This window comes from Pseudomonas sp. SGAir0191 (assembly GCF_002812565.2).
Classification (GTDB): domain Bacteria; phylum Pseudomonadota; class Gammaproteobacteria; order Pseudomonadales; family Pseudomonadaceae; genus Aquipseudomonas; species Aquipseudomonas parafulva_B.
Window position 1 is genome coordinate 978,823 of sequence record NZ_CP025035.2, and the last position, 13,017, is coordinate 991,839.

11 protein-coding genes are annotated in these 13,017 nt (G+C 61.9%); 7 read left to right on the top strand and 4 right to left on the bottom strand.

What is annotated here, in order from left to right; translation table 11 throughout:
- Positions 1-15 precede the first annotated feature (15 nt).
- From CWR53_RS04390 to CWR53_RS04400, 3 genes are all read right to left on the bottom strand, one after another.
- Complete coding sequence (locus tag CWR53_RS04390) at positions 16-1,182, bottom strand: alginate biosynthesis protein Alg44 (RefSeq protein ID WP_058604920.1); 1,167 nt, start codon at positions 1,180-1,182, stop codon at positions 16-18.
- 36 nt (positions 1,183-1,218) lie between these two features.
- Complete coding sequence (gene alg8, locus CWR53_RS04395) at positions 1,219-2,700, bottom strand: mannuronan synthase (RefSeq protein WP_181405464.1); 1,482 nt, start codon at positions 2,698-2,700, stop codon at positions 1,219-1,221.
- Positions 2,701-2,768: 68 nt separating this feature from the next.
- On the bottom strand, positions 2,769-4,085 hold the full coding sequence (locus CWR53_RS04400) for a nucleotide sugar dehydrogenase (RefSeq protein WP_023534285.1): 1,317 nt from the start codon (positions 4,083-4,085) through the stop codon (positions 2,769-2,771).
- Between the two features lie 898 nt (positions 4,086-4,983).
- Here CWR53_RS04400 and CWR53_RS04405 point away from each other — a divergent pair.
- From CWR53_RS04405 to CWR53_RS04430, 6 genes are all read left to right on the top strand, one after another.
- The gene (locus tag CWR53_RS04405; RefSeq protein WP_100852586.1) at positions 4,984-5,421 is read left to right on the top strand and encodes a hypothetical protein; all 438 of its coding nucleotides are present in this window, start codon (positions 4,984-4,986) and stop codon (positions 5,419-5,421) included.
- Between the two features lie 201 nt (positions 5,422-5,622).
- A complete protein-coding gene (locus CWR53_RS04410) occupies positions 5,623-6,303 on the top strand; it encodes a hypothetical protein (RefSeq protein ID WP_138031807.1) in 681 nt (226 codons plus the stop codon).
- Entirely contained in the window at positions 6,300-6,965 is a 666-nt protein-coding gene (locus CWR53_RS04415) for an ABC transporter ATP-binding protein (protein WP_100850914.1), read from the top strand. Before CWR53_RS04410 ends, CWR53_RS04415 begins: the two co-directional genes overlap by 4 nt.
- A complete protein-coding gene (locus CWR53_RS04420) occupies positions 6,958-8,127 on the top strand; it encodes an ABC transporter permease (RefSeq protein WP_100850915.1) in 1,170 nt (389 codons plus the stop codon). The genes CWR53_RS04415 and CWR53_RS04420 overlap by 8 nt, the downstream gene beginning before the upstream one ends.
- Entirely contained in the window at positions 8,117-9,541 is a 1,425-nt protein-coding gene (locus CWR53_RS04425; protein WP_100850916.1) for a TolC family protein, read from the top strand. The genes CWR53_RS04420 and CWR53_RS04425 overlap by 11 nt, the downstream gene beginning before the upstream one ends.
- Positions 9,534-10,748, top strand: coding sequence for an efflux RND transporter periplasmic adaptor subunit (locus CWR53_RS04430; RefSeq protein ID WP_181405465.1), 1,215 nt, complete (start codon positions 9,534-9,536; stop codon positions 10,746-10,748). Before CWR53_RS04425 ends, CWR53_RS04430 begins: the two co-directional genes overlap by 8 nt.
- Before the next feature lie 21 nt (positions 10,749-10,769).
- Here the strand turns inward: CWR53_RS04430 and yaaA are convergent, their stop codons facing one another.
- On the bottom strand, positions 10,770-11,549 hold the full coding sequence (yaaA, locus tag CWR53_RS04435; protein WP_100850918.1) for a peroxide stress protein YaaA: 780 nt from the start codon (positions 11,547-11,549) through the stop codon (positions 10,770-10,772).
- 136 nt (positions 11,550-11,685) lie between these two features.
- Here yaaA and CWR53_RS04440 point away from each other — a divergent pair, with 136 nt between their 5' ends.
- The gene (locus CWR53_RS04440; RefSeq protein WP_100850919.1) at positions 11,686-12,828 is read left to right on the top strand and encodes a polysaccharide deacetylase family protein; all 1,143 of its coding nucleotides are present in this window, start codon (positions 11,686-11,688) and stop codon (positions 12,826-12,828) included.
- Positions 12,829-13,017: the final 189 nt, after the last annotated feature.

Below are 13,017 nucleotides of genomic sequence, written 5' to 3' on the forward strand. Positions count from 1 at the left end.
GTCATCACCTTGCCCTCACAGGCCACGGGCCGACGCGCTGCCGATCAGCCAGTCCAGCGAAGGGCCGCGGTCGCTGGTGACCGACACCGGTCGGCCTGCCAGGGCTGCTGGCAGTGCGCTGTCCGGTTTGATCTGCACACGGATGTCGGCGGCCAGCGCCTCGGGTTCCAGGCTGCTGCTGGCGACGATTTCCCCTGCGCGCACCTGGTCTTCGCCTGCTACCTGGAAGTTGACCCGCGTACCCGGCCTGACCTCGTCGAACTGGCGGTAACTGAAGCGGGCCTGGACAGTGGGTGTGCTGGTACGTGGCACCAGCTCGAAGATCGGCTGGCCCTTGGCGGCGTACTGGCCGTCCTCCACACGCTGGCGGGCGACGATGCAATCGCAAGGGCTGGTGAGGGTGCCGGACAGTTGTTTGCCGAACAGCTCCTGGATTTTGGCAGGTTCGAGCTGGGTGTCGTCCAGGCTGCCCTTGAGCATGTCCAGCATGCTGGTGCTGAAGCTGGCGAGCGGCGCGCCCTTGCTCGTTTGGGCCCCGCCTGGCACCAGGCTGCTGACGGTGCCGTCCCTGGGCATGGTGATGGTGGTGACGGGCACGGCGACGACGGCGGCCTGGGCATGGCTGACGAAGTATAGGCCATACAGCGATTTGGCGACGAAGCCGAACGCTGCCACGCCCGCCACGAACACGCCCAGCGTCACGCTGACCGCCTTGAACCGGGCCAGGGGGCTTAGCCCGCTGCCGGCGTCCTTCTGCTTGCGCGCCTTGGTGAAGTTGTCCCGTTGCAGCGTGCTGAGCACATCGCCCACGGTAATCAGCTCACCGGACAGGTGGCTGGTGATCAGGTGGCGCAAGGTGGCGATATCGCGCGGCTCCAGGTTCTGGAACTGTACGCCGGCCCGACCGCTGCCAGGGACGTAGGTGCGCACCTGAAACGCCACGTCCATCGACAGCCCCAGGTGATCGACGGTGAACTGCAACCGGCCGTGCAGTACCTGGCCCACGGCCAGAGGCTGCGGGCTGTGGAAGCTCAGGCCGCCGGCCGACAGGTCATCCACCTTGGCTTCATGGGGCTGACCCTGGGCGTCGACAAAGCGCAGCCTGGCAGGCATGCGCACCCGTGCGTGCTGGCGCTGGGCTTCGGACTCATGCACGACGTTGGCGTTCACGGCGGTATTCATGGCGGTTGTTCCTGTTAGTTCCGATCCGGGGTGGGGTCACACGACCATGAACAGCGCAGCGACGAACAGGCTGGCAGCCGAAAAGGTCATGGCCCGCGAGGACCAGGTGTTGAACCATTGTTGAAAGCTGGCGAGGTCACGCTTGAGGGTGGTGGGCTGGCGCGTCCACGACTGTTTGTCGAGGCGGAAGAACACGTAGATCTTCATCAGCGCGCCGACGATCTGGTTGTAATAGAGAATCAGCGGGTAGGCCGGGCCCACGCTGTGGCCCGAGCACAGCAGCATGAAGGTGAGTACCAGGCGGGTGAAACCGATCCACAGCAGGTAGACCAGCAGGTAGGCCATACCGAATTTCAGGCTGGCGATGAGGGCCACTGTCAGGCCCAGCAGGCTGGTCCACATCGAGACCCGCTGATCGAACAGCACGACGCTGGTGAACAGCCCCAGGCGGCGCAGGCCAAGCCCGAGGGCGCGCGAGTTCTGCCGCAGGTTGTTGCCGTACCAACGGTACATCAGCTTGCGGCTGGCCTTGAAGAAGCTCTTTTCAGGCGGGTGCTCGACCGTGTTGATGGACGCATCGGGTACGTAGAACGTGTCATAGCCCAGGCGCATCAGGCTGAACCAGCTGGACTTGTCGTCACCGGTCAGGAACTTGAAGCGGCCCAGGCGCCAGTGCATCAACGCGTCGCTTTCCACGTCGGCGATGAACTCGGGGTTGGTCACCACGCTGGCGCGGAACATCGACATGCGACCCGTCATGGTCAGCACGCGCCTGGACAGGGCCATGGAACACATGTTGATGTGGCGCTGGGCGAAGCGCAGCTTGTGCCACTCGCTCATGATGTAGCCGCCGCGCACTTCGCAGAACTCGTTGGTGGTCAGGCCGCCGACGTTGGGGAACAGCTTGAACCACGGTACGGTCTTGCGTACTACGCCCTCGTCCAGCACGGTGTCGCCGTCGATCACCGCCACCACGGCATCGTCATCGGGCAGCATGCGGGAAATGGCGCGAAAGCCGTAGGCAAGGCCATCACGTTTGCCAGTACCTGCAATGCGCACGATGTCCAGGGTGACATGGGGGGGCGGGTTGTACTTGGCCCACAGGCTCTTGACCAGCAGCTCGTCCGACATCTCCACCAGCGAACAGACCACGGTGGTGGGGAAGCCGCAGTCGATCGCTTCGCGAATCACCGAGCTGTACACCTGGGCGGTGGTCAGCGCTTCGATGCGAAAGCTGGTGACCATCAGGTAGACATGGGACGGGTCGGCCGCCCGGCCCATCTTCTGCACCTTGCGGCGCAGGTACGGGTAGACGCCGTACAGAAAGACCATGCCACGGATGAGGTGGGTGGCGCCCATGGAGTAACGCCAGATGCCAACTGCGCCGACCAGGAAGATGAAGTGCCTGGACTGCGGGTCGAAGATGTCGACTGGCAGGGCCAGGGCGATCAGCATGAGCAGGCTCATGTAGAACAACCAACCGGCGCACTGCAGCAGCGCTGTCTTAAGCCTTTGCATGTTCAGCATCCGTGAAGAATTCAGGGGAGGGCGACGCGGGATGGGGCACCGCGTCGCCTGGCCAGGCGTTACCAGCAGATGCCTTCGGTACGGCCATCGGGGCTGGTGGGCTTGGCCATGAAGCCCACCAGGTCGATCACTTGCTTGCCGGCCGGTGCGTGCTGGGCCAGGGCGCGGAACTGCTCGTCACGGTTGCCGAGCACGATGATGTCGGCGTTGTCGATCACCTTCTGGAAATCGGCATTGAGCAGCGAGGACACGTGCGGGATCTTCGATTCGATGTACTCCTTGTTCGCCCCGTGTACCCGGGCGTACTGCACGTTCTCGTCATAGATGTCCAACTGGTAGCCCTTGCCGATCAAGCGCTCGGCCAGCTCCACCAGTGGGCTTTCACGCAGGTCGTCGGTGCCGGCCTTGAAGCTCAGGCCCAGCAGGGCCACCTTGCGCTTGTCGTGGCTGTCGATCAGGTCGAAGGCGTTCTGCACCTGGGACTCGTTGCTGCGCATCAGCGAATCGAGCAGGGGCGCTTTCACATCGAGGCTGGCGGCGCGGTAAGTCAGTGCACGGACATCCTTGGGCAGGCACGAACCGCCGAAGGCGAAGCCTGGGCGCAGGTAGTACTGGGACAGGTTCAGTGCCTTGTCCTGGCAGACCACCTCCATCACTTCGCGGCCATCGACGCCCACGGCCTTGGCGATGTTGCCGATCTCGTTGGCGAAGGTCACCTTGGTGGCATGCCACACGTTGCAGGTGTACTTGATCATTTCGGCCACTTCGACCGACTTGCGGATGACCGGCGCATCGAGTTCTTCGTAGAGCGCCTGGAGCACGTCGCCACTGGCGCTGTCGAGCTCACCGATGACGGTCATCGGCGGATGGTCGTAGTCCTTGATGGCCGTGCTCTCACGCAGGAACTCAGGGTTGACCGCGACGCCGAAGTCGATCCCAGCCCGTTTGCCGGAGCAGTCCTCGAGCAGCGGGATCACCACGTTCTTCACGGTGCCTGGCAACACGGTACTGCGCACCACGATGGTGTGGCGGCTGGCTTTTTCACGCAGCACGAAACCGATCTCCCGGCACACCGATTCGATGTACTCAAGGCCCAGGTCGCCATTCTTCTTGCTGGGGGTGCCCACACAGATCATCGACACATCGCTGGCCCGGATGGCCTCGGCAAAGTCGGTGGTTCCCCGCAGGCGGCCATTGGCGATCCCCTGCTGCAACAGCGCCTCAAGGCCGGGTTCGACGATGGGCGACTTACCCTGGTTGATCAAGTCGATCTTGGTGGCCGAGACATCGACGCCAATCACGTCATGGCCACGTGCAGTCAGACAACCTGCACAGACGGCACCTACATAACCCAAACCAAAGATGCTGATACGCATCGCTATCACCTCGTGTGTTATCACGCTGACACTTGTACGTGCCGAGTGGGGTTGATAAACAACAAATCCAGGGTGCACGGGGGCGTGACGAATATCGGTATCGCCCCCGGGCAGTTACATTGAAATTAAACGGTTGCGTTTAACGTGCTGAATTGAGCAAGTTCATTGAGCCACCCGTCGAACGTATAGGGGCGCGGTCGGCACGTATGTTCATGTATACGTACAGCTGTCCGGTGTTGGGTTTGTTGTTTTAAATAACAAACCATTGAGTTTTATCACTCACGCTAGGCGCGGCCATTACGGCTGGCACGCTGGATGCGATATTTGATTGCCAGGGTTTGATGTCGAGATGCTGGCAACTTTTCAATATGGAAATTTATCTTTAGGCCATCTCTTACAACCTGCGAACATCAAAATCGTTACGGCACCTATGAGCAGTAGGGTTGAGAGAAGTTCCGGCTTGAGATTCATTCGTAGGAAGGTTTTTTCAGTATTTCGCGATGGTCATACAATTTCAAATTGATGGCACCTGTCGGTTTGGCCTCGGTGTACAAAGGGCGAAAATGTTTCGGGATATTTATATGCCAGCATGGGCGCCGGGAGCGAAAAAAAACGAAAAAAATGCCCCTGGTGATGATGGCAATCTGAAAATTTTTTGGTCCGGTGTTTATTTTTTGACGTCAATAAACGGTCCTTCGCGCCTGGCCTGCACGATTTCTCGGCACATCCCGTAACGTTTGAAGGCCCTTCGGTTCCTAAGGTTTTTCAGCGCCGGGCCGCCAACGTGGCCAGACGTCGTGATTGGCGGCTGTGAACGAAGGATCGTCGCAGTCAATGCGTGGCTGGCCCACGCAGGCGTCTGATCCCTAACCACATGGAAGAGACGAGGCTTGAAACGATGAAGAACTGCATGCGAATCCTCTCTGCCACCGCAGTCATGCTGGCAGCGGCCCCAGCCCTTGCGGGGCCGCCCGTTGAAGTGACGTTCAGAAACCTCGGAACCGAGTCGGTGAAGCTCCAGCTGACCAATGCGAACGAGACCAGTACGTATCAGATTGCTAACCCTAAGCCGCACGACGAGGTAAAACCGGGTGAGAGCATCCGGTTCACTGTGCAGCGTTTGGTTAGCCCTGATACCAATGGTGCAATGCTCCGCTACTCGCAAGGGCGCAAGTCATGCGCCTTCAGCACGACGTTCGTCATGATGATGTCGGGAGGTATCAAACAGCCCAAGTGGAACAAGACTGCCACGCCGGCGGGCGGTGCGACTTGCACGGCGGTTAACTCGGGGTTTAGTGCCAACTACGCCTGGAAGGCCGAATTCACCATGAAATAACCCGGCTCTGTAGCCTGCTTTGCTGTTGGACTGGTGCTGGCGGCAAAGGCAGGCACTTTCACCGATTGAGTTCACTGAATTTCAAATCGAGGTGCGGCTATGGAATATATTTCGAGAACGGCAAGTTCTTCAGTAGGGCCTGTCCCTGTAGCGCGGGCAAAGGAGACAACGTCCTCTACGAACTCGGGCAGCGTCTCGTCCGTGTCTGAAGTACATGAGCCAAGTTCTGATGTTTCGGCGTTGGGCCGTCAACTCGCGGCGGCGGCGGAGCGAGCGGCTGCCCGAGATAGCCAGCTGAGTCGGCAGGAGTTGGCGGAGCTTGCGTCTCGCATTCGGATGGATCTTGGCGGCCAAGGTTATGTATATACAAAGGCGCTGCATGATGCCTTCATTCCGGATACTCAAGATCAGGCGCTCTTAGCCAGGGCGCGGCAAGCGACTGATTTCATCAATGGGAAAGATGCCAATCCCTTCAAGCATCTCACCACGGAGCAATTGGCGCTGATCGGTTACGATGAGGGCGAAGACTTCACCTACAACGAGCGGCTCGCCGCCAGTGCTGAATTAGGTCATCGTTATTCGCAGTGGACGCACTACATCGTTGACAAAGCCAATGCGGAATACGACAGGACAGGCTTCAGGGACGATGCGCTGAGAGAAATGATCGATTATTACAAAAACCTTCCTCCTATCCTGGAAGCGGGTTTTAGAAACTACGAATTCGATTTAACTGCGATGATAGGCAAAACCGACCCCCCTCGCAGCGATGATCCCGATTCTCTGATCGACACCCTCCTGAAAACCGCCCGCAAGCTTGAAGAACAGGCAAAAAAAGATCACCCGCCGCTCGAAGGCCCTGACGAACCAGGCAAGCCCGCATGATGCCCGCCGTACAGCTGTGCAATGTCAGCCGTTTTCAGGATGACGTGCCGGTGCTTCACGGCATCGACCTGTTGATCCCCAGCGGGCAGACGTGCGCTGTCATCGGCCCGTCCGGTTCGGGCAAGAGCACGTTGCTGAACCTCATTGGGCTGCTGGACCGCCCTTGCGCAGGCCAGGTATGGATCGGTGGTACCGACATGACAGGGGCCAGCGCCGACCAGCGCGCCGTGATGCGTAACCGCCTGATTGGCTTCGTCTTCCAGAGTTTCAACCTGCTGCCGCGGTTATGCGCCCTGGACAACGTGGCGTTGCCGCTGTCGTATCGAGGGCTGCGCTTGCCCGTTGCCCGCCAGCTCGCCGAGGTGCAATTGCGTGCCGTTGGCCTTGCCAGTCAGGCTGGCAAGCGGCCCGCCGAGATGTCCGGTGGTCAGCGCCAACGTGTGGCGATCGCGCGTGCGTTGGTCACCGAGCCGAACCTGCTGGTGGCCGATGAGCCCACCGGGAGCCTTGACGCCCAGACCGGTGAGCAGGTCCTGCAACTGCTGCTGACGCTTAACCGGGAGAGGGGCACGACTTTGCTGGTGGTCACCCATGACGCCAAAGTGGCGCACAGACTGCAGCGGCGTGTGCGCGTCGATCAAGGCAGGCTGACCGATGCATGAGCCCTACGGCCCTGGCTGGCAGCAACGTCTGAGCGAGGCATTGGACAACGTGCGGTTGATGGGGCGTCGTGCCTGGCTGGCCTTGCTGGGTATCGGCGTCGGCTGCGCGTCGGTGGTGGCGTTGCTGAACATGGGGCAAAGCGCAGCGCAGCATGCGCAGCAGCTGTATGAGGGCCTTGGCAGTGAGCTGATGGTCGCTGAACTGCAGCGCGAGGGCACGGCAGGCTCGAAAGCCGAACCTGATCTGACCGCCATGCCGGCGTCCGTACGGGCGGCCGTCGCGATCAGCGTGGCTGCGGCCAGCATTCGCCGTGCTGGCCTGCAGCAGGAGGCGATGATAATCGGCAGCGGCGCTGGCCTTGCCAGGTTGTTGAAGCTGGACGTGGACGAAGGTCGCTTGCTGTCGGCGCATGACGACAAGGCACCCCACGTGGTGCTGGGCAGCATCCTGGCCAGGCAGCTGGACGCCAAGACGGGCGATCGGTTGCAGATAGGCGGTTACGTGTATGACGTCGTTGGCCTGTTGGTCTCGACCGGTGACAACCCGCTGTTGCCGGTCATGCTCGACCAGGCCGTGTGGATGCCATTGGCAGGCATGCGCCGATTGACGCCGATGCCGGAGGTGAGCCTGGTGCTGGCACTGGGGCGCGACGCGCAGTCCCTGGCGTTGGCAGCCGATCACCTGTCCGCTTACCTGCAGATGCAGTTGCCGCGCCACCAGGTGCTCGTCAGGTTGCCCAGTCAACTGTTGGCGGGCATGACCGCTCAATCGCAAATGCTCACGTGGCTGTTGGCCGGGTTTGCCGGCATCGCCTTGTTGCTGGGCGGCATCGGGGTGATGAACATCATGCTCATGACGGTGGCCGAACGACGCCGAGAAATCGGTATTCGCCTTGCATTGGGCGCGCGGGCACAGGATATCGGCTGGTCATTTCTGCTCGAAGCCATGTTGCTGTCAGGCACAGGGGCGGTTGGCGGGGCCTTGATCGGCGTACTGGCCGCCTGGATTTTTGCCCTGCTGTCCGGGTGGCCTACTGGGCTGGCCCTGGCCGCGGTGCCGCTTGGCATGGTCAGTTCAGTGACCGTAGGGGTTGCCTGCGGGGTATACCCAGCGGTTGCGGCAGCAAGGTTGCAGCCGGTGGAGGCGCTGCGTGAAGACTAGTTGGCTGGCGCTGGCCTGGGTGTTGTCCATTCCCATCGCAGCCCGGGCAGATGCGGTCAGCGCGTTGGCCCTGGCCCGGACCGATCCAGTGCCGCTTCAACTCGATGAAGCCGTGGCCTTGGCATTGCGTGAAAACCGTGCCATTCGAAGCGCCCACCTCAAGCGTGTGGCGGACAGGTTCGACCTGCGCGTGGCGCGCGACCGATACGCCCCGCAGTTGCTGCTCAAGGCGCGCTACCTGCGTCACCGCGATCAGAACGACCGCCAGCGCGATGTGCAGCTCGTGCCTGCCGCCAGCCTGCTGACCCCCTACGGTACACGCCTGGACCTTGACCGGTCTTATGACCACATCGAGATTGAGGGCCAACGGCCCCGCCAACGCGACGGAGCGAACCTGACCGTGGTCCAGCCCTTGCTGCGGGGCGCTGGCGTGGACGTCGCCACCGCCCCCTTGCGTCAGGCGCAACTGTCGGAGCAGCTCAACCGATTGGCCTTGCGCGAAACCGTGGGGCAGACCATCAGTCAGGTCATCCTGCTTTATCGAGCCTTGCTCCGTGCCCAGGAGCAGCAAAAGATCGCCGACCAGGCCTTGCAGCGTGCCCGGCGTTTGGTCGACGTGAACCGGGCGCTCATCGAAACCGGCCGCATGGCAGCGTTCGACATTGTTCAGACGCAAGCGGAAGTGGCCAACCAGGAGTTGGCCCGGGAGAACAGTCACCGGCAACTGGAAGAAAGTCGCCTGGCACTGGCCCAGACCTTGGCCATTGACTTGAGCACGCCACTGCTGGCCGTGGATGAGATCGAGCCACGCCAGGTCCACCTTGACGCTACCCGTGCGCTCGCCCGGGCCAAGGCTCTGCAACCGGCCTACCTCATGCAGCAGCTCACAGGCGAGCAGCTTGCCGTGGATCTGCTGTTGGCCAAGGACCAGCAGCGCTGGGACCTGTCGCTGGTTGCCGGCGCCGCGCAGGCCCACGAAAGGCCCGGCCTGCAGGCCAGCTGGCGGCATTACGTCGGGCTGGAGCTGGCGATCCCCATCGGTGACCTTCAGGTACGACAAGCTCAGGTGCGCACGCAGGTTGCGCTGCAAGAACATGCCCTGGGGCAGGCCGAAACAGACCAACAGCTGCAACGCGAAATCTTCAACGCCGTGAAGGATATTCAGGGGCGATGGCGGCAGTTGCAGATCGCCGGCCGGGCGCTGGCGTTATCCCGGCGCAAGCTTGCGATCGAGCAGGAAAAACTGTCGCTTGGCCGCTCAAGCAACTTCGAGGTCCTGAGCTTTGAAAGTGACCTTCGCTATGCTCAGCATGCGCGTCTGGATGCGGCTATCGCCTATCTCAATGGTCAGACAAGCCTTGACCAACTGCTGGGCACGACCCTCGAGCGCTGGGGGGTTGTACTCCATGACTAACTGGCGCAACGGTCTGCTGCTGCTAGTGCTGAGCGTCGGATTCGGCGCGTGGTATCAGGGGGCCCGCTCGGTGCAGCCTGAGACGGCGCGATGGGTGCGCATCGAGCCGCAAACGCTCGAGCAACGACTGGGCTTGGTCGGTCGCCTCCAGGCTGCGCGTCAGGTGACGGTGAATGCGCCCTTCGAGGGACGGGTGGCAGCGGTTTTGGCACAGCCCGGGCAGCAGGTAGGCGCGGGTGATCCACTGCTCACCCTCGATACCGAACAGCTCGACATCGAATTGCGCATGGCTCAGGCAGCCTGGTTGAAAGCTCGCCGCTACGCGGACGCACTGGAGCACTGGACCACCGGTCCCGAGGTGGCCAGGGCGAAACGGAACCTGAGCAGCGCCCGCAATGCGCTGTCCACAAGTCAGCTGGACCTGGAGGAAAACCGGCGCCTTTTCGAGCGCGGTATCGTCGCGGGTATGGAAGTTCGTAGCCTGATCCAGCTGGTCGACATGCATGCGCAGGCGGTGCTTGAGGCCGAGCAGGCGTTGGAGCAGACCCTTGCACAAGGTCAAGGCGACGCCCTTCAGATTGCCCGTATGGAACTGCTGAACGCCGAAGCTCAGTACCATGCGCTGCTCGCGCTGCATGGACAACGCACCGTCAATGCGCCTTTGAGCGGCGTTGTCGTCCCTGCCAAGACCGCAGGCGTCAATCAGGTCGTGCCCTTGCAGGCTGGCCAACACGTCGCGCGCGGCGTGCCAGTGCTCGAGCTCATCGGCCTGGACCGATTGCAGGTGCTGGCAACAGTCGAGGAGCAGGACTTGCCTAACGTACAGCAAGGGCAGCCTGTGCGAGTCACCGTGGCCGGGCAGCACCTTGAAGGCAGACTAGGTCCCATCGCTCAGCAACCCAGGACGCTGGATGGCGCAGGGGCCTGGTATGAAGTGGTGGCCGAACTCGAGCTGCCCGCCGAGCCAGCCCGCTCTAGCTTGCGCCTGGGCATGAGCGCGCAGGTGGACATACGTATCTCGAGCAAGGCCCAGGCGTTGGTCATCCCGCCAGAGGCGCTGCAGCGCAGCAGCGCAGGTGAGCACGTTGTGTGGTTTCGTGAGGACCCTGGCCAAGCGCCGAGCGAGGTGACCGTCAGCGTGGACGGCATAGGGCCGCAGGGGGTCGAGGTGTCAGGGCTGGGGGCAGGGTACGTCAGGTTACCCTGATGCCCCGCCGCGCTCGGCGCCCTATGCTTCGGGCTGATCGCGCAAGAACACCAGATGATCGACCTTCGACTGCTCGGCGCTGTAGTAATACCCCTGCACGTCGAACTGCTTGAGCTGCGCTGGGTCACTGATGCGCTTTTCGATGACGAAGCGGCTCATCATGCCGCGCGCCTTCTTGGCGTAGAAGCTGATGATCTTGTGCTGGCCGTTTTTCAGGTCCTTGAAGTCCACATTGATCACCCGGGCCTTCAGGGCGCTGCGCTTGACCGCGCTGAAATATTCGTTGCTGGCCAGGTTCAGCAGCAGATCGTCGCCCTGTTCGGCCAGGGCCTCGTTGAGCCACTCGCTGATACGCGTGCCCCAGAACGCGTAAAGGTCCTTGCCGCGGGCGTTGGCCAGCTTGGTGCCCATTTCCAGGCGATAGGGCTGCATCAGGTCCAGAGGGCGCAGCAGGCCGTAGAGGCCGGAGAGCATGCGCAGGTGATCCTGGGCGTAGCTGAGGTCGTCTTCACTCAAGGTCTGGGCGTCCAGGCCGGTGTAGACGTCACCTTTGAAGGCCAGCAGGGCCTGCTTGGCGTTCTCTGGCGTGAACGTGGGTGTCCAGCTGCCGAAACGCGCGGCGTTCAGGCCCGCGAGCTTGTCGGACAGGTGCATCAGTTCGCTGATCTGCGCCGGGCTCATTTCTCGCAGCTGCTCGATCAGTTCCTGAGAATGGTCGAGGTGGCGGGGCAGGGTGAAGCGCTCGGTCACCGGTGGGGTGTCGTAGTCGAGGGTCTTGGCGGGGGAAATCACCGTCAGCATCGGATCTGCTCCTGGCATCAAAGAGCGGGGATTCTAAGGGTTGGACGAGGCAAGTCCAAACTATGGCGACAATAGTCAACGCCCATGGCCGATGCAGCGGCTATAGTGCCTGTTTTCCTTGAACGGAGCCCTGACCGTGCGCGTCGTTTCAGCCCTGCTGACTGGCCTGTTGAGCCTGGCCGTGCAAGCCGCCCCTTCCACGCCGGCCAGCCTGGACCGTGGCCTGTGGCCCGAGCAACTGGACAGCCCTGCGCTGTTCGATGTGGCGTCGCGGGCCGAAATCCTCTCGTTCGCCCGGGTACTGCACGAGAACGAGCTGCTCGACGAGAACGCCCTGGCAGCCCGGCTGGGCCTGCGGCAGGTCAACTTGCAGAAGATCAGGCAGGTGCGGGCGCGGCTGTGGCAGCGTCTTTGGCAGGGTTATCAACAGGCGCAACGCAGTTGCGAGCAAGATGCGTCCTTTTGCTATGCGGTGACGTCGATGGCCGAACTGCGCTTGCAAGCTGCGACCTTCGCCACCGATGTGGGTGAGTTCTACACCGGCTGGATCGAGCCCAGCCGGCAATTTCATGAGCAGTACCTGAACGAGCAACTGCGCAAGGCGGCGTTGTTGCCCCAGACCAGCAGCGAGGTACAGCGGCTGTCTGCAGCCGAGCGCAACGGCGATGAACTCAATGACCGGCTGTTTTTGCTCACCTTTGCCGGTGGGCCGGGCGCGGCGGCAGGCACCACCGACGAGCTGACTGCCTACTTGCGCAAGCAGAAACTCGACGGGACGTTCTTCGTGCTCGGCAGCCGTTTGCAGCAACGTCGCGACGGCGAGTCGCTGGCGGCCCTGCGGCGCTTGTATGCTGGCCAGTGCGTAGGCATTCAGGGGTGGGAATACCGGTCCCATGCGCAGTGGACGGATTGGCAGGCCTCGATCAGCCGCAGCCAGGCACGGGTGCGGGCAGACCTGCCCGAGCAGTATGTGCCGCTGTTTCGCCCACCGTATGGCCAGCGGCGGGCCGACGGCCAGGCATTCATGCAGCGTCAGCAGTTGCAGGTCTCGCTGTGGGATATCGATGCGCGGGACGACTCGGGCTTGAGTGCGCAGGCCTCAGCCGAGCGTGTGTTGACCTTGATGCTGCTATGGCGCAAAGGCGTGATCCAGTTTCACGACGCCTTGCCCAAGGCCAGGCCTGCGGTGCAATGGCTGCTTGAGCACACCGTGCAAAGCGGTATTGGTTGGCAGGATTGTCGCGAATATGGACAGGGCGAGCAGCAACCTGACTTCTGACTGTAGACCTGCTTGGCGCTGGCGCCAAGGCCTGTTCGTCAATCGGAAAAATAAAGTTGGCAATCGTATGAAAATGCTTTTTCCGGTCATGGCTTTTGCGGTATGAAGAAACCAGACAGCCGATTCCTGCAGCACAGGTGGCGTCACATCGGTCCACCTGGCCAGATCGCTTCCCGCCCGTAACAACGC